This window comes from Pseudomonas sp. GP01-A4 (genome assembly GCF_058780865.1).
The window spans coordinates 1-17,026 of the sequence record NZ_JBYSWF010000045.1 but is presented as its reverse complement, the minus strand read 5'-3'; the positions used below and the strand labels follow the sequence as shown (position 1 = coordinate 17,026).

16 protein-coding genes and 1 pseudogene are annotated in these 17,026 nt (G+C 62.0%); 8 read left to right on the top strand and 9 right to left on the bottom strand.

The annotated features are described in order from the left end of the window. Positions 1–37 precede the first annotated feature (37 nt). From AC3WKX_RS22785 to AC3WKX_RS22770, 4 genes are read right to left on the bottom strand one after another with little or no spacing between them, the layout of a single operon-like run. Positions 38–595, bottom strand: a complete 558-nt coding sequence (locus AC3WKX_RS22785; protein ID WP_003212927.1) for a DUF4136 domain-containing protein — start codon at positions 593–595, stop codon at positions 38–40. 45 nt (positions 596–640) lie between these two features. Beyond that, positions 641–1,246 (bottom strand): DUF4136 domain-containing protein, encoded by a 606-nt coding sequence (locus AC3WKX_RS22780; protein WP_008439011.1) that lies wholly within the window; start codon positions 1,244–1,246, stop codon positions 641–643. A 24-nt stretch (positions 1,247–1,270) separates the two neighbouring features. Further along, entirely contained in the window at positions 1,271–2,020 is a 750-nt protein-coding gene (locus AC3WKX_RS22775; RefSeq protein WP_076017967.1) for a methyltransferase, read from the bottom strand. Further along, positions 2,017–2,322, bottom strand: a complete 306-nt coding sequence (locus AC3WKX_RS22770; protein WP_087693104.1) for a MazG-like family protein — start codon at positions 2,320–2,322, stop codon at positions 2,017–2,019. The genes AC3WKX_RS22775 and AC3WKX_RS22770 overlap by 4 nt, the downstream gene beginning before the upstream one ends. A gap of 162 nt (positions 2,323–2,484) precedes the next feature. Between AC3WKX_RS22770 and AC3WKX_RS22765 the strand changes: the two genes are divergently transcribed. From AC3WKX_RS22765 to AC3WKX_RS22755, 3 genes are all read left to right on the top strand, one after another. Beyond that, positions 2,485–2,775, top strand: a complete 291-nt coding sequence (locus AC3WKX_RS22765; protein ID WP_003212934.1) for a hypothetical protein — start codon at positions 2,485–2,487, stop codon at positions 2,773–2,775. 294 nt (positions 2,776–3,069) lie between these two features. After that, entirely contained in the window at positions 3,070–3,372 is a 303-nt protein-coding gene (locus AC3WKX_RS22760; RefSeq protein WP_023659366.1) for a DUF6124 family protein, read from the top strand. Between the two features lie 164 nt (positions 3,373–3,536). Then, the gene (locus AC3WKX_RS22755) at positions 3,537–4,883 is read left to right on the top strand and encodes an MATE family efflux transporter (RefSeq protein ID WP_003217292.1); all 1,347 of its coding nucleotides are present in this window, start codon (positions 3,537–3,539) and stop codon (positions 4,881–4,883) included. Here the strand turns inward: AC3WKX_RS22755 and AC3WKX_RS22750 are convergent. From AC3WKX_RS22750 to AC3WKX_RS22730, 5 genes are all read right to left on the bottom strand, one after another. Further along, on the bottom strand, positions 4,867–5,730 hold the full coding sequence (locus AC3WKX_RS22750) for an alpha/beta hydrolase (protein ID WP_102605216.1): 864 nt from the start codon (positions 5,728–5,730) through the stop codon (positions 4,867–4,869). The genes AC3WKX_RS22755 and AC3WKX_RS22750 overlap by 17 nt on opposite strands. A gap of 181 nt (positions 5,731–5,911) precedes the next feature. Further along, positions 5,912–7,825: an arginine decarboxylase gene (gene speA, locus AC3WKX_RS22745; protein WP_003217295.1), complete on the bottom strand. Its 1,914-nt coding sequence runs from the start codon at positions 7,823–7,825 to the stop codon at positions 5,912–5,914. 212 nt (positions 7,826–8,037) lie between these two features. Continuing rightward, a complete protein-coding gene (locus tag AC3WKX_RS22740) occupies positions 8,038–8,409 on the bottom strand; it encodes a translation initiation factor Sui1 (protein WP_003217297.1) in 372 nt (123 codons plus the stop codon). 297 nt (positions 8,410–8,706) lie between these two features. Beyond that, the gene (locus tag AC3WKX_RS22735) at positions 8,707–9,243 is read right to left on the bottom strand and encodes an NUDIX hydrolase (RefSeq protein WP_008439015.1); all 537 of its coding nucleotides are present in this window, start codon (positions 9,241–9,243) and stop codon (positions 8,707–8,709) included. Between the two features lie 2 nt (positions 9,244–9,245). Beyond that, positions 9,246–10,313 carry a DUF2333 family protein gene (locus AC3WKX_RS22730; protein WP_003217301.1) on the bottom strand — a complete coding sequence of 356 codons (1,068 nt, stop codon included), beginning with the start codon at positions 10,311–10,313 and terminating at the stop codon, positions 9,246–9,248. 274 nt (positions 10,314–10,587) lie between these two features. Here AC3WKX_RS22730 and AC3WKX_RS22725 point away from each other — a divergent pair, with 274 nt between their 5' ends. The 5 genes and pseudogenes from AC3WKX_RS22725 (at position 10,588) to accC (ending at position 16,858) form a co-directional block, all read left to right on the top strand. Continuing rightward, entirely contained in the window at positions 10,588–12,258 is a 1,671-nt protein-coding gene (locus AC3WKX_RS22725; protein ID WP_008439016.1) for a response regulator, read from the top strand. A gap of 1,519 nt (positions 12,259–13,777) precedes the next feature. Continuing rightward, positions 13,778–14,272 (top strand): annotated as a pseudogene (locus tag AC3WKX_RS22720) (methyl-accepting chemotaxis protein); the annotation flags it as partial. Between the two features lie 264 nt (positions 14,273–14,536). Next, positions 14,537–14,992, top strand: a complete 456-nt coding sequence (aroQ, locus tag AC3WKX_RS22715; RefSeq protein WP_003217307.1) for a type II 3-dehydroquinate dehydratase — start codon at positions 14,537–14,539, stop codon at positions 14,990–14,992. A gap of 25 nt (positions 14,993–15,017) precedes the next feature. Beyond that, positions 15,018–15,479: an acetyl-CoA carboxylase biotin carboxyl carrier protein gene (gene accB / locus AC3WKX_RS22710; protein ID WP_003217309.1), complete on the top strand. Its 462-nt coding sequence runs from the start codon at positions 15,018–15,020 to the stop codon at positions 15,477–15,479. 17 nt (positions 15,480–15,496) lie between these two features. Further along, entirely contained in the window at positions 15,497–16,858 is a 1,362-nt protein-coding gene (gene accC, locus AC3WKX_RS22705) for an acetyl-CoA carboxylase biotin carboxylase subunit (protein WP_003217312.1), read from the top strand. Positions 16,859–17,026 lie beyond the last annotated feature (168 nt).

Below are 17,026 nucleotides of genomic sequence, written 5' to 3'. Positions count from 1 at the left end.
CCATAGATCGACGACTGGCGGAGGGCTGATCAGGCGATCAATGCGGCGGGTAGTTGGAAAGCACCTTGGTCACCGTGGCACGAATAGCGGCACTGCGGTCTTGGGGTTCAGGCGAGCTGGCGAGGATCTGCTCATCGCTGCCACGCCACACCAGCTTGCCATCCTTGCCGTCGAGCAAGTCAATCTGGATGGTCGCGACCTTGTAGGTGATGTTGCGGGTTTCGTTATACATCGGCGCGCCCCAGTAACCATTCCACGGGCCGCCCCAGGCGCCGCCGTAATTGGTGGTGACTTGTTGCTGGCGGTCTTCGACGATCAGGTAGGTCTGTACATTCAGGTCAGCCTTGGTGCCCGGCGCGGCAGGACGCAGGCCACGCTGGTCGAGCTGCTCGCCCACGGCCTGGCGGATGCGCTGTTCGGTGAGGTCACTCTTGATCCGCGGGTCATCCGGGCGGTATTGCAGCGCGGGTTCTTTCCAGCTCCAGCTGCGGTAGGCGCCAAAGTCCCGGCTGGCGTCGAAATCATGGTTGACCTGGCTGGTCTGGCAACCGCCCAGCAACACAACAACAGCAAGTGCAGCAATACGACGAAGCATGGTTTTTCTCCAAAAGACAATCCGGGCCTGAGATGAGAATAGCTGCTAACTGGGTGGGTAGGCAGTCATTGCCTTTTGCATCGCCTCACGCAGCGAGTCGGCGCGCTCGCTGAGGCTGCCCTGGCTCGTGGTTTCGGCGCTGGTGCTCCATACCGGCTGGCGGGTGCGCGCGTCGAACAGGCTGATGCGCGCCACGGCCACCGTCACTTCATAAGTGCGTACCACCGGCACCGTGTTGTACATGCCGTAGCCGTTGCCGTATCGGTTATAGCCGCCGTAACCGTAGCCATAGTCGTCCTGGACCTGGCGCAGGCGTTTTTCCAGGCGCACGTCGGCGCTTACCAGCAGGTCGGGGGCGCGGTTGTCATGCAAGGGGCGCAGGCCGCGCTGGTCGAGGGCGCCGCTGACCGCCTCGGCAATCTGCGCCGAATCCGCCCAGGCCGAGCCCGCCGGCAGCTGGTTGTTGAGCCAGGCCCAACTGCGGTAGGCGCCGTAGTCGCGCACCGGCGCCGGGTAGGCGCTGGCATCAAAGGTGTTGGCCGCCTGGGCAGGCGCCGGCGGCATCGGGGCAGACGCCGCCACATACGGGTTGGGGCTTTGGCAACCCGCCAGGCCCAGGCCCAGCAGGATCAGTCCAAGACAGCGCTTCATTTCGACCTCCGCAGACTGGGCCGCTTAAACCGGACGGCAGATCCAGTGCAAATAACGCCCAAGTCCGGCAAAGCTTGGGTGACGACGGTGTGCGAGCTCCATCTCCAACAAATCCTGCAACTCGGCGCGGGCCTGGAATTCCACCGGCATATAGTCGTGGAACACCCGCACGCCACTTTGGGTTTCGACCTGCCACAGGCCCTCTAGTTGCGTCGCCAACTCCCGTGGGTCCAGGGGTTGCTGCGGCGTAAGGCTCTGCTTTTCGCCGGCCATGTCGTTCTTGCGCATTTTGCGGAAGTGGCCTTTGAGCAGGTTGCGGTAAATCAAGGCGTCGCGGTTATAGAAAGCCAGCGACAGCCAGCCACCGGGCGCGGTCAACTGGTGCAGCACCGGCAGGATCGCATGGGGTTCGGCCAGCCATTCCAGCACGGCGTGGCACAGCACCAGGTCATAGGGTTCGGTAAGCTGGCCCAGCAGGTCCTGCCAGGGTGCCTGAATGAAGGTGGCGGTCTGCCCGGCTTCGGCGAAACGCTGGCGGGCGCCTTCGAGCATCGGCTCGGCGGGTTCGGCCAGGGTTACATCGTGGCCGCGCTCGGCCAGCCACAGCGACATATGGCCCAGCCCCGCGCCGATATCCAGTACCCGCAACGGGCGGTCCGGCAGCGCTTCAATCAGGTCGGCCTGCAGCACCGCCAGGCGAATCGCGCCCTTGGCACCGCCGTAGATCTTCTCGGCAAAGCGGGTGGCCAACTGGTCGAAATGACGGTCGCTCATTTGGCAAATCGCCGTTCGCTGTCGGCCAGCTTGGCCTTTACCACCTGATCCATGTCCAACCCCAATTCACTGCACAACAGCAGCAGGTACAGCACGATGTCACCGACTTCCTGGCCGGCATGGGCGAGTTTGTCGGCGGGCAACTGGCGCGACTGGTCTTCGCTCAACCACTGGAATATCTCCACCAGCTCGGCCATTTCAACGCTGGCGGCCATGGCCAGGTTCTTGGGGCTGTGGAACTGCTTCCAGTCGTTGGTATCGCGGATGCGGTGCAGGCGTTCGGTGAGGTGATCGAGGTTCATGGGGGGCTCCTGAAGGTGTATAGCTTCGGGCGCAAGCCGCGCGAAGGCAAGTGAATCCCTGCGGCCCGTAAACCTCTATGCTAGAAGGGAACTAGCTTGGGCCAATAACGAACAAAGGCTCAGGTTCGGCAGCTACGCCCACCGTCTTATCAGGACACACACATGCAAACAGACTTTTTCGGATGGCTGGGTCTCAAGATCGGCCAGATCATCCACTTTATCGTCGAGTTGTTCAGCGGGCTGTTCAATACCCTGTCCCACGCGGGCGGCGACTTTGTCGACGGGCTGTCCAGATCCTTGGGGATGGACACCTCGATCATCAGCATCCTCATGCTGATTATCGGCCTGATGCTGCTGTACTCGGCGGTGCGCGCGTTTATGCGGGCTTCGATCATCATGGGGATTATCTGGTTGATGCTCGGGCTGTGGGTGCTCAGTTGGGTGGTGCATTAATAAAGGGCCAGCAGGGTAAATCCCTTTAATTTGAGGGACGTTTCCGAGACAATCTTTCGGCCTTGTGCCTGTTGGGATGGGTGGCTAGTCTTCGGCCCTTCACTGCATATCAGTGATCGGGTTTAGTCGCCCGGAATTAGTGAGCGCAAGTTGTCGCCATGCTTCATGGCGGCTGTGCGCAGGGCACCTTCGGGTGCGCCGGGTTCCACTAGCCGGTCGACTAACCTGCGTACAGCCGCCACCCTCGTTTAGTCGCGCGGGTGTCAGCTCCTTACCTTCTAGTGGAGTTACACCATGCATAAGCTCGTCCCCGATCCACCCAGCGACCTCCTCAACGACCGCGCCGCCTTCAATCGCGCGCTCGAACATTACCTGCCATCCCAAGGCTTCCACACCATCAACGAAGACCTGAGCTTCGAAGATTCCCTGCTCTACACCGCCAGCCTGCTGAGCAGCGCCTCGGCCACTGCGCTTGATTGCGGCGAACTGCTGGAAAGCCCGCAGCGCGCGAAGATCCTGGCCGTTTGGCACTTGCTGGAAATTGCCAAGACCACCGTCGACCGCTCCATCGAATGCCTGCACCCGCGCAAAACCTGACACTACGCGGTCAAAAATGTGGGAGCGGGCTTGCTCGCGAAAGCGGTGGATCAGCCAATACATCCGGCGACTGACACACCGCTTTCGCGAGCAAGCCCGCTCCCACATTGGCCCTGCGGCGCAGCTAATGGACAGTTACACTACCGCTCCCCAAAGGAGCCCGCATGACTTCCCTGCTAACCGACTGGCGCGACCGCCCCACCCACCGCCGCGTGTGGGCCCTCGCCGCGCCGATGATTTTGTCGAACATCTCCGTACCACTGGTGGCGCTGGTGGACAGCATGGTCATCGGCCACCTGCCCCACGCCCACCAACTCGGCGCCGTGGCCGTTGGCGCCAGCCTGTACACCTTCCTCGCCTGGGCCATGGGTTTCCTGCGCATGGGCTCCACCGGCTTTGCCGCCCAGGCCGCCGGGCGTGGTGATGGCGCGGCGCTGCGGCAGATTCTGTTGCAGGGGCTGTTGCTGGCGCTGGGCCTGGCCATAGTGCTCGGCAGCATCGGCATTCCGTTAAGCGGCCTGGTGCTGGACTGGATGCAGCCCTCGCCCGAGCTGAACCAACTGACCCGCGAATTCTTCCACACCCGCCTCTTCGGCCTGCCCGCAGCGCTGGCCAGCTACGCGCTGGTGGGCTGGTTCCTCGGCACCCAAAACGCCCGCGCACCGCTGGCGATTCTGCTGACCACCAACCTCGTGAACATCGCGCTCAACCTGTGGTTCGTGCTGGGCCTGGATTGGGGCGTGGTCGGCTCGGCCCGCGCCTCGGTGATCGCCGAATGGACCGGCGCCCTGCTCGGCCTGGCCCTCACCCAAAAAGCCCTGCGTGCCTACCCTGGCCATATCGCCTGGGCGGCACTCAAGCTGTGGCAAAGCTGGCGCCCGCTGCTGGCGGTGAACCGCGATATCTTCATCCGCAGCCTGGCCCTGCAATCGGTGTTTTTCATGATCACCGTGCAAGGCGCTCGCTTGGGGGATGCCACGGTGGCGGCGAATGCGCTGCTGCTCAATGGTCTGTTGCTGACGGCCCACGCCCTGGACGGACTGGCCCACGCCGTGGAAGCCTTGTGCGGCCACGCCATCGGCGCCCACGACCGCCAGGCCTTGCGCCGCTCGCTGGTGGTGGCCTGTGGTTGGTCGTTGCTGGCGAGTATCGGCTTCGCGATCCTGTTCGCCGTGTTCGGCCACCTGTTTATCGCCATGCAAACCGATATCCCGAGCGTGCGCGAAACCGCCGACATCTACCTGCCCTACCTCGCCGTACTGCCGTTGATCGCCGTGTGGAGCTACCTGCTGGACGGCCTGTTCATCGGCGCCACCCGCGCCCGGGAAATGCGCAACGGCATGCTGCTGACGGTGGTGATTGTGCTGCCCTTCGCCTGGGCCTTGCAGGGCCTTGGCAACCACGGGTTGTGGATAACCTTCCTGCTGTTCATGGCCCTGCGCAGCCTGACGCTGTGGGCAATTGCCTGGCGCCTGAACAAGCAGGACCGCTGGCTTACTGGCCCGGCGTGAACGTGATAAACGCCGTGACCCGGTCCAATACGGGCGCCAGCCAGCGCAGCGGCCGGGACATGGACGCCACCAATGTGGCGTGGCTGGTCCTGGTGAAGTAGAACTCCTCCACCGGCACACCCGCCGCTCGCAGCTTTTTCGCCAACCCGCCGGTGTTGCGCTTGGGGTTGACCAGGTTGTCGTCCACCGAAGCAATCAACAGGCTGGGGGGTGCGCTTTGGCTCACGTGGTTGATGGGTTGGGAATCGGGCGGCGAGTCCGGGTAGAAGAACACCGGGCGCACATCACGGTTTTCAATCGGCAGGAAATCATACGGCCCGGCGAGGCCGATCCATCCCTTGAAGACTGACGGCGACAGCCCGACCCCGGCCAGCCACTGCGGGTCCAGCGCCAGCATTGCCGCGTTATAGGCACCGGAACTGTGGCCCATCACATACAGCTTGCGGGGATCGCCGCCGTATTCGGCACTGTGCTGATACACCCAGGCCACCGCTTGGGCGCCGTCCTGCAAAAACAGCGGGTAACGCACTTGCGGGTAAAGCCGGTAGTCGGCGATCACCACCACGATGCCGCGCGCAGCCAGGGCTTCGCCGACGAAACCGTAGTCATCCTTGGAGCCGCTGTTCCAGCTGCCGCCATAGAAAAACACCACGACGGGCGCGTCGGGCAAGGCGGTGACGGGGCGGTAGATATCGAGTTTCTGGCGGGGGTCATCGCCGTAGGCGAGGGAGGAGGTTTTGGTGAAGGTGCTGGTGGGGGTGAGTGCGTTGAGCACTTTGATCGGGGAGCAGGCTGCGAGCAGCGTCGCGATGGCCAGGGTGAACACTTGCAGGAGCTTTTTCGACATTATTCAGGCCCTATAAAAACTGCAGGACTTGCGGCGATCCAAATGTGGGAGCGGGCTTGCTCGCGAAGGCGGTGTATCAGTCTGCACATGTATCGACTGACACACCGCCTTCGCGAGCAAGCCCGCTCCCACACTGGATCTCTGTCACATTGAGATCTTTGTCAGCCTGGAAGCGGTGTGCTTAAGAGGACAGGTACGACGAACGCGTCAAACCAAGACGCAACGCATCCAGGAACTGAGTCCGCTCCGCCGCCGTGATCTTCGCGCTGGCGCACTTGTCACGGTAGTGAGTCATCAACTCCTCCGGCGACAAGTGCACGTAGCGCAGCATATCTTCGATGGTGTCGTGGGTCTCGATCCCGGCGCTGTACACCGAACCGTCGTCACGCTGGTAGATGTTCACCGAGTCGGTGTCACCGAACAGGTTGTGCATGTCGCCGAGAATTTCCTGGTAGGCACCCACCAGGAAGATCCCCAGCAGGTAGTCCTCGCCTTCTTTCACAGCGTGCACCGGCAAGCTGGTCTCGATGCTTTGCTCATCCACGTACTGCTTGATCTTGCCGTCGGAGTCGCAGGTCAAATCCTGCAGCACCGCACGGCGCAGCGGCTCTTCGTCGAGGCGATGCAGCGGCAATATCGGCAGCACCTGGCCGATGGCCCAGGTGTCCGGCAGGCTCTGGAATACCGAGAAGTTGCAGATGTACTTGTCGGCCAGCTTGTCGTTGAGTTCGTCCAGCACCTGGCGGTGGGAACGCTGGCGGGCTTTCAGCGAGTCGTGCAGGCGGCGGCAGACGGCGAAGTAGCATTGTTCAGCCAAGGCCTTCTCGGCCAGGGTGATCTTGCCGTCGGCGTACTGGGTTGCCACGTCGCTCATGTAGTGAGTGGCGCGCCAGTAGGTTTCGGTGACCATTTCAATGTCGGTCGGGCCCAGCAGGTCCACCAGCCATTGCACGGTTTCCGGCAGGCTTTCCTTGTTCTCGATCAGCGGCACGTCGTCGTTGTGCTTCTCGACGTCGGTGACTTGCACCACCAGCATGGCGTGGTGGGCGGTCAGGGAACGGCCGCTCTCGGAGAAGATGTTCGGGTGCGGCAGGCTCTGCGCGTCGCAGAATTCCTTGAGCATGCCCACGACCACGCCGGCGTAGTCGTCCATGTCGTAGTTGATCGAGCTGGCGTTACGCGAGTGGGTACCGTCGTAGTCCACGCCCAGGCCGCCGCCCACGTCGATGTGGTCTACCGGCAGGCCGAGGTTGCGCAGTTCGCCGTAGTAACGAATGGCTTCCTTGAACCCGTGCTGGTAGTCGGCCAGGTTGGCGATCTGCGACCCCATGTGGAAGTGCAGCAGGCGGATGCCCTGGTCCAGGCCCGCCGCGCGGAAGCGTTCGACCACCGACAACAATTGCGCCGCCGACAGACCGAATTTGGATTTCTCGCCGCCGGTGTCCGCCCACTTGCTCGACGCCAGGGACGACAGGCGCACCCGCAGGCCCACCTGAGGCTTGACCTTGAGGTTGGCAGCTTCTTCGATCACCAGGCCGACTTCGGATTCTTTCTCGATCACGATGAACACGTTGTGGCCCAGCTTCTGGCCCATCAGCGCGAGGCGGATGAACTCACGGTCCTTGTAACCGTTGCAGACGATGGTGCCGCCTTTCGGCGCCAGGGCCAGCACGGCCAGCAGCTCGGGCTTGGAGCCGGCTTCCAGGCCAATGGACACGTCCTGGGTGGCGATGATGTTCTCGATCACCGCTTCCTGCTGGTTCACCTTGATCGGGTACAGCGCGGTGTATTTGCTCTGGTATTCCAGGCGCTCGATATTGGAGTCGAACGCGCCGGTCAGCTGGCGCACGCGGTCTTGCAGGATGTCGGGGAAGCGCACCAGCAACGGCAGGGACAGGCCGCTTTTGCGCAGCTCGTCGACTTGCTCGTACAGGTCCACAGGCGTGCTGTTCGGGCCGTTCGGACGGACTTCAACGCGACCGGCATCATTGATCGCGAAATACCCGGCCCCCCAATGGCGAATCCCGTAAACACTGCGGCTGTCCGCAACTGTCCATTGGCTGCCATCGTCTTTGCGTGTGCGTCGTACGGACATCGAAGTCCCCTATAAATGAAGTCGAAGTGCACCGGCCTGATCAGAGGCTGGCGCAGTCTAAAGAATGAAAATGACGATTTGCCTGTGAGAGGGGTAGACCCCACTTGCAGGACAGAGTTTAGACACCGGTCAGGAACAGGCTCTGTGAAAACCATGGGGACGACAGTTCGCGTTCAGCCAGCGGGCTATCGGGGTGGTTTTCACAGAGGCTGCTAGCCGCCGGATTTCTTCGCCTTGTAACCCAGCTTGATCAGCTCGGCCAACAGCAACTCGACGTGGTCGCCCTGGATCTCGATCACGCCGTCTTTCAGGGCGCCACCGGTGCCACAGCGCTTTTTCAGCGTGGTGGCCAGTTCCTTCAAGGCTTCTTCGGCCAGGGGCACGCCAGTGATGGTGGTCACTGTCTTGCCGCCACGGCCCTTGCTCTCGCGACGAACGCGGGCAATACCATCGCCTTCGGGAATCAGGGTTGTTTTGCAGGTACAAGCGTCCACGGGCTGGCGACAGTCCGGGCAGTGTCGACCTGCGTCGGTGGAAAATACCAGGCCACCAAGGGCGGCGAAGGATGCGGCTTTTTTGGCCACCGGCAATCCTCTTGGGAGGACAAAGACTGATCGATGGGATCATCGACCGCGAAGCCCCACTCAGGCAGGGGCAGCGCTACTGAGCCGCCGATGTTCAAACCACTGTAGGAGCGAGCTTGCTCGCGAAGGTCGTCAACGATAACGCGGGCCTTCAGACAGCACGCGTCGTGCTTACGTTTTTCGCGAGCAAGCTCGCTCCTACAGGGTGGAACAACAGCGGTTCAGCCTGAAAAGTCGCGCAGTGTAACGGCAAAAAGGCCCCTTGCTAAGAGCCAAATGGCGCCAATTTATGCAACTTTAGCGACGCAGGGCCAAATAACGACGCAACCCTTCCTGGGCATCCGGGCAATAGGGCTTTTGCTCGGCCTCCTGAAGCACCGTGGCCAGGGGCAGAAAGCGCGCCTCCATGACTTCTTCCGGCTGGATTCGCAGCGGCCCGTCCCACACGGCCGAGAACGAGGTGCACCAGAGCCGGCTGTCGCCGTCTTCGAAGTAGAAGTGATCGTGGGCGGTCAGTTCGACGCCGCTGACGCCCAACTCTTCTTCCAGCTCACGGGCCGCCGACTCGGCATAGGACTCGTGGGCCGCCACCATTCCGCCCGCCGCCGTGTCCCAGAAACCCGGGTACATGGCTTTGCTCAGGGTGCGCCGGTGCACACACAGCTCACCGGCCGAGTTGAACAGGAAAATAAAGGTGCAGCGCCCGATCAGCCCGCGCCGGCGCAGATCGGAACGTACGAGGCTGCCGAGCAGGTTGTCCTGCTCGTCGACCCAGGCAATCAGTTCGGCGTCGGAGGCGGCGCGGTGCGCTGCCTCCCTGGTGGAAGCGTCCATCATCAACCCTGGTTCAGGAGCTGACGCAGGTCGATCACTGCAGCGTTGGCCCGGGAAATATAGTTGGCCATGACCAGCGAATGGTTGGCCAGGATGCCAAAGCCACTGCCGTTGAGAATCATCGGGCTCCATACCGGCTCTTGCGAAGCTTCCAGCTCACGAATGATCTGGCGCACGCTGACGGTGGCGTTCTTCTTGGCCAGCACATCGGCGAAGTCGACTTCAATGGCGCGCAGCAGGTGCGACAGGGCCCAGGCCTGGCCGCGGGCTTCGTAGAACACGTTGTCGATCTGCATCCATGGGGTTTCCACCACTTCTTCGTCGACCTGCGGCACTTCACCCGGCGCCAGCGCTTCGGTTTTCAGCGCGGTGTTGAGCTTGACCCGACCCACACTGGCCGACAGCCGTTGCGACAGCGAACCCAGGCGAGTCGCCACATCACCCAGCCAGTTGTTCAGGTTGTCGGCACGTGCATAGAACAGCGCGCCTTTTTGATTCGGGTCGGACAAGCGCGCTTCGTAGCGGCTCAGGGAATTGATGCCTTCCTGGTATTCCGACTCGCTGGACGGCAGCACCCAGCTCTTGTTGTCGAAGTTGAAGCGCGGTTCGGCCTTGGCCAGGTCTGCGTCTTCCGCCGACTGCGACTGGGAGCGGGCGAAGTCCTTGCGCAGGGCACGGGTCAGGTCACGCACCTGCACCAGTACGCCATATTCCCAACTCGGCATGTTGTCCATCCACAGGCCCGGCGGGAAACGGTCGTTGGAAATGTAGCCACCCGGCTTGTTCAGCAGGGTGCCCACCACCGTCTTGAGGGTTTCGACGGTGGTAAAGCCCACCACCATCTGCTTGCCATCCTTCTCGGCGGCAATTTGCGCATTCTGCTGGACCGGGAACAACGCAGGCTCTTCGCTCCAGTACCAACCCAGGGCACCGGTGACCAACAGGTACAACGCAACCAGCGAGAGCAACGCACGGCTCATCAGCAGGTTACGGAAATAGCTGCGGGGGGCCGACTTGGTTTCAGGGGCCGGGCCCTTTGCACTGCCTGCGCGGTTTTTCCAGTCCAGCATGGCGATATCCTTTCAATCACTTGAGTTCAATAGCTACGACCACAACCCTGCCCCATCGTGCCGAGCAGTGCGGCGCTTTTAGCCAGGGTGGCGCGAGTACGCGGTTCGACTATAAAGGATGCACGCTGTTTACGCCCGCGCGACTGCATGGTCGATAAATGAATCTCTGCGACCTTGCAGTTAATTGACGTATGACACTCGTGCAACGGAAAAGAGGTGCTAGCATAGAGCCATCAGTTCGACCTCAGCATGCAGCCTAACTAGTAGTCAGGATATGACCGAGCCAGAAGACCCCAGCCGTGAGCGTCTCAAGCACCATTTTGCCCAGCGGGTAATTCATCAGGCACGTCAAATTCTTGAGATCTGGCAGCGCCTGCAACGCAGCGAATGGTCGACCACTGACTTGTCCGAGCTCAGTGAGGCCAACCTGCGCCTGCTGCGTTTTGCCGAGCGCTTCGAGCAGCCGGAACACGGCCAGCTGGCGCACCAGATCGGCGCTTCACTCAAGGCGGTGGACGACAACCGCGGCCGCCTGAGCAGCCACCTGATCACCGAACTCAACCGTTTGATGCAGCGCCTGTCGCGCACCGGACTGCGCCAGGGCGACCAGCTGGAACAAACCCTGCTGCCGCCGATGCGCAAGCCGATCTACGTGATGCTGGCCGATCACGACCGCGCCGACCGTCTGGCCAAGCAGCTGGAATTTTTCGGCTTGAGCGCCCAGTCCCTCGACAGCGTGGCGGCGTTTCGCTCATCCATGGCCGAGCGCTTGCCGGCGGCTATTGTGATGGATGTGGATTTCTGCGGCGCCGGCCTCGGCCTGAAGCTCGCCGCCGAAGCCCAGGAAGGCCTGGAGCAGAAGCTGCCACTGCTGTTTTTCAGCCTGCACGAAACCGACACCCCAACCCGCCTGGCCGCCGTGCGCGCCGGCGGCCAGGAGTTCCTCACCGGCACCCTGGAGGCGTCGAGCCTGCTGGAAAAAATCGAAGTGCTGACCTGCGTCGCCCAGTACGAACCTTATAAAGTGCTGATCATCGACGACTCGCGGGCCCAGGCGATGCACACTGAGCGCCTGCTCAACAGTGCCGGTATCGTTACCCGCACCCTGATCGAACCGATCCAGGCCATGGCCGAGCTGGCGGACTTCCAGCCCGACCTGATCATCCTCGACATGTATATGCCGGCCTGCACCGGTACCGAGCTGGCCAAGGTGATCCGTCACAATGACCGCTACGTCAGCGTGCCGATCATCTACCTCTCGGCCGAAGACGACCTGGACAAGCAACTGGACGCCATGAGCGAAGGCGGCGACGACTTCCTCACCAAGCCGATCAAGCCCCGGCACCTGATCACCACCGTACGCAACCGCGCCGCGCGGGCACGCAACCTCAAGGCGCGGATGGTGCGCGACAGCCTCACCGGGCTGTACAACCACACCCACATCCTGCAACTGCTCGAAGACTGCAGCTTCCGCGCGCGCCGCGAGAGCAAGCCACTGAGTTTTGCGATGCTCGACATCGACCACTTCAAGCGGGTCAACGACAGCCACGGCCACCCCATGGGCGACCGGGTGATCAAGAGCCTCGCGCTGTTTCTCAAGCAGCGCCTGCGCAAGACCGACTATATAGGCCGTTACGGCGGCGAAGAATTTGCCATCGTGATGCCCGACACCGACCTCGACAGGGCTTGCCAAGTACTTGACGAGATTCGCGGGCGCTTTGCCGAGATTCACTATCCCGCCCAGCCCCAGGATTTGTGGTGCACGTTCAGTGCCGGCGTGGTGGAGCTCTGCGACGGCTCCGACAGCCTGATGATGGCGGCCCAGGCCGACGAGGCGCTGTACCGCGCCAAGGATGCCGGGCGTAACCGGGTGATGTCGGCGCGCGCATCAAAGCAAAGTGCCACCTTTTCACCGGAATCCACCGAATCCGTCATAACTCTGTAATGGAAACGCAATAACTTCAGGCACTTACTTCTGCTGTCGGTTGAAACCACGCATGCGCCTGAAGCTGCTGACGAATCTGAACACCCTCCTTCTGGTCGCCGTTTGCCTGGCCCTGGGCGCTACGCTCTGGTGGTCGCAACGTGCCCTGGAACGGCCTTACCTGCTGATGGAGCGCTACCTTGGCCTGTCGCAGACGTTCCAGAACCAGGCCGCGCGCAATATCGACGATTACCTCGCCAGCGGCGACGCCCTGCGCCTGAGCAGCGCCAGCCAGAGCCTGGAAAACCTGTTGCAGCAGCTGGATGAGTTACCCGCAGAGCTGGCGCAAAACCTGCGTCCCAGCCTTGCCGACCTGGACACCTTCGGCAAGACCGACCTGCTGGCCGCCGGTAAGCTGGCCGGCGACCCGCAAGCCCTGTTGCTGCAAGCCGAACGCGAACTCGGTGCCAACCTGGAGCAACTGAACCAGTACGCCAGCGGCGTCAGTACGCCCGAGGCGGCGCGCTATCTGCCGCCGTTGCTCGCTGCGTCCCAGCACCTGGCGAAACTCTCCCTGGCCCGGGACAAGCTGGTGAGCAGCGGGCGCAGCGAACTGGCTGACGATGTGGAGCGCGAAGTCAGTAATATCCGCAGCCAGGCTGACGTGCTGGGGCAGCTGCCATTACTGGGGGTGACCGCCAGCAGCGAGTCCAGTACCGACGATTTCTCGGCCATGATGGGCCTGGAAAACACTGAAAAAACCGTGGCCCAGGACACCGGCGTCGACCTCAAGCGCGAACTCAACAGCCTGCTGACCCGCTACCCCGCCGAGCTGAAACGCACCCGCGAGCAAATCCAGCAACGCACCGAACTGGCCACCGCCACCCACCTGAAAATCAACGCCGTGCAGCAAGCCATCGCCGGGCTGGAGCCTGTGGTGCGCGCCCAGCACGCGCAGATCCAGGGCGAAGTGCGGCTGATGCAAGGCGTGATGATCGGCCTGATTCTACTGATCGCCCTCTTGATCGACACCTTGCAGCGGCGCCTGGCGCGGGTGCTGACCAACCTGGCGCCGGCCTTGTCCACCTGGGCCGAAGGTGACTTCAGCCAACACATTGCCCTGGGCAAGACCAACCGCGAACTGCACGATATCGAAGAGTCCCTGAACCGCCTGCGCGCCTACCTGGTGGACCTGGTGGGCACCATCAGAGGCAACGCCGAGCAAGTGGCCGGCAGCAGCAGCGTGCTGGCGGAGTTGAGCAGCGGCATGCACGACGGGGCCGAGCGCCAGGCCGGTGATACCGCGCAGATTCGCGATTCCCTGGGCGAACTGGAAGCGACTATCCAGCAGGTTGCCGGCGACGCCAGCCAGGCTGCCGAGGCCAGCCGCAGCGCGGGCCAGGCCGTCGAGCAGGGCCAACGGGTGATCGGCCTGAGCCTGACCGGGTTGCACGCATTGGTCGGCGAAGTGCAGATAAATGCGCAGATGATCGAGAAACTCGCCGAAGAGTCCGCGACCATCGGCGGCGTACTCACGGTGATTCGCTCGATTGCCGACCAGACCAACCTGCTGGCGCTGAACGCCGCCATCGAAGCCGCCCGGGCCGGTGAAGCCGGGCGCGGGTTCGCCGTGGTGGCCGATGAGGTGCGCTCCCTGGCCCAGCGCACCGCTGGCGCCACCGCCGAAATCCAGCATCTGATCGCCGGCCTGCAAACCGCCGCCCGGCAATCGGTAGAAGGCATGCGCGCCCAGGTCGAACACGCCGAGGCCACTGCCGAACAAGCCCAGGCGGCTGACGGCGCGCTGGATGAAATCGTCGGGGCGATCCAGACCATTTCCGACACCGCCGTGCGGATCGCCGATGTGACGGCCCAGCAAAGTGGCGCCGTGAGTGAAATCCGCGATAACAGTGAGCGGATTCACCAGCTGGGCGAGGACAACTTGCTGCGAATTGGCCAGGGACGCCGCCAGGGCGAGCACTTGCTGGTACTTGGCGGGCAACTCAACACCGCCGTGCAGGCATTCCGCGTCTGACCGGCTCTCCCGTCTTGTGAAGATCAAAATGTGGGAGCGGGCTTGCTCGCGAAGGCGGCGCACCCGTCAACGCATGTGGCGGCTGAACCACCGCCATCGCAGGCAAGCCAGCTCCCACACTGACCGGATTCAGCCTTGCGGTCACATATTTTGCGCAATCCTCGCTAATCGTGCTGCCTACTGCATAGAACTGGACAGTCACAAAGGCTTTGCGGCATAGTCGCCGGGTTCTACCGTGCCCACATCAATAACAAGGAACAGCCGATGGCAACCTTACTGGTTCTTCACGGACCCAACCTGAACCTGCTCGGCACCCGCGAACCGGGCGTCTACGGGGCAGTGACCCTCGAACAGATCAACCTCGATCTGGAACGACGGGCACGTGATGCCGGCCACCATCTGCTCTACCTGCAAAGCAATGCCGAGTACGAACTGATTGATCGTATCCATGCCGCGCGCAGCGAAGGCGTGGACTTTATTCTGATCAATCCCGCCGCTTTTACGCACACAAGCGTTGCATTACGTGACGCGCTGCTGGCGGTGAGCATCCCATTCATCGAAGTGCATTTATCGAACGTGCACAAACGCGAACCTTTCCGCCATCACTCTTACTTCTCCGACGTTGCGGTAGGAGTGATCTGCGGCCTTGGCGCCAGCGGTTACCGACTGGCCCTGGAGGCCGCCCTGGAACAGCTTGAAGACACGGCCAAGCGCCCCTGACCGACCCTTTGGGAGTTGATGATTCATGGATATCCGTAAAGTTAAGAAACTGATCGAACTGCTGGAAGAATCCGGTATCGACGAGCTGGAGATCAAGGAAGGCGAGGAATCCGTACGGATCAGCCGTCACAGCAAGACCCCGGCCCAACAGTTCTACGCACCACAGATGCAAGCGCCGGCTCCGGCCGCTGCACCCGTGGCGGCTGCTCCGGTCGCGGCTGCTGCCGAAGCCCCGGCGGCTCCAAAACTGAACGGTTTCGTGGTCAAGTCGCCAATGGTCGGTACCTTCTACCGCACCCCGGCACCGACCTCGCCAGCCTTCGTTGAAGTCGGCGCAACCGTGAAAGTGGGCGACACCATCTGCATCGTTGAAGCGATGAAGATGATGAACCACATCACGGCTGAAAAAGCCGGCGTCATCGAATCCATCCTGGTAGAAAACGGTCAGCCGGTTGAGTACGACCAGCCGCTGTTCACCATCGTTTGAACCGCGGAGCGCCTTCGATGTTGAAACCTGCGAAGAAACTGCAAAAAGTCCTGATCGCCAACCGCGGCGAGATCGCGCTGCGTATCCTGCGCGCCTGTAAGGAAGAGGGCATCAAGACCGTCGCTGTTTACTCGACGGCCGATACCGAATTGATGCACGTGAAACTGGCGGACGAAAGCATCTGCATCGGCCCGCCACTGGCCACGAACTCGTACCTGAAAGTCTCGAACATCATCGCCGCCGCTGAAGTGACCGGCGCTGATGGCATCCACCCCGGCTACGGCTTCCTCGCGGAAAACGCCGATTTCGCCGAACAGGTGGAGAAATCCGGGTTTGCCTTCATCGGCCCGAAAGCCGAAACCATTCGCCTGATGGGCGACAAGGTATCGGCCAAGGACGCCATGATCGCGGCCGGCGTACCTACCGTTCCAGGTTCCGACGGCCCGCTGCCTGAAGACGAGGCAACCGCCCTGCGCATTGGTCGCGAAGTCGGTTACCCGGTGATCATCAAGGCCGCCGGTGGCGGTGGTGGTCGCGGCATGCGCGTGGTGCACAAGGAAGAAGAACTGATCGAAGCCGCCAAGCAGACTCGCTCGGAAGCTGCCGCCTGGTTCGGCAACCCGATGGTCTACCTGGAAAAGTACCTGACCAACCCACGTCACGTGGAAGTGCAGGTACTGTCCGACGGCCAGGGCCACGCCATCCACCTGGGCGACCGCGATTGCTCGCTGCAACGTCGTCACCAGAAGGTACTGGAAGAAGCGCCGGCACCGGGCCTGGACGAAACTGCTCGCCAGGAAGTACTGGCTCGCTGCGTCAAGGCGTGCATCGACATCAACTACCGTGGCGCGGGCACTTTCGAGTTCCTGTACGAAAACGGCCGTTTCTACTTCATCGAGATGAACACTCGTGTGCAGGTAGAGCATCCGGTTTCGGAGATGGTCACCGGTATCGACATCGTCAAGGAGATGCTGAGCATCGCCGCTGGCAACAAGCTGTCGTTTACCCAGGATGATGTGAAGATCCACGGCCACTCCCTGGAGTGCCGGATCAACGCCGAAGACCCGAAAACCTTTATCCCAAGCCCTGGCCTGGTCAAGCATTTCCACGCGCCCGGCGGCAACGGCGTACGTGTGGATTCGCACCTGTACAGCGGCTACAAGGTTCCGTCCAACTACGACTCGCTGATCGGCAAGCTGATCACCTGGGGCGCCACCCGCGACGAGGCCATGGCCCGTATGCGTAATGCCCTGGACGAAATTGTGGTAGACGGCATCAAGACCAACATCCCGCTGCATCGGGACCTGGTTCGCGATGAAGGCTTCTGCGAAGGTGGTGTGAACATTCACTACCTGGAACACAAGCTGGCTAATCAGTAAGCGAAGTGCTCCACCCAACAAAGCCGCCTTCGGGCGGTTTTGTTGTTTCTGCCCACCCGATTTTTCTGGATGGATACATTCCCCTTGTGGGAGCGGGCTTGCTCGCGAATGCGGTGTGCCAGTCAACACATCCATTACTGACACACCGCATTCGCGAGCAAGCCCGCT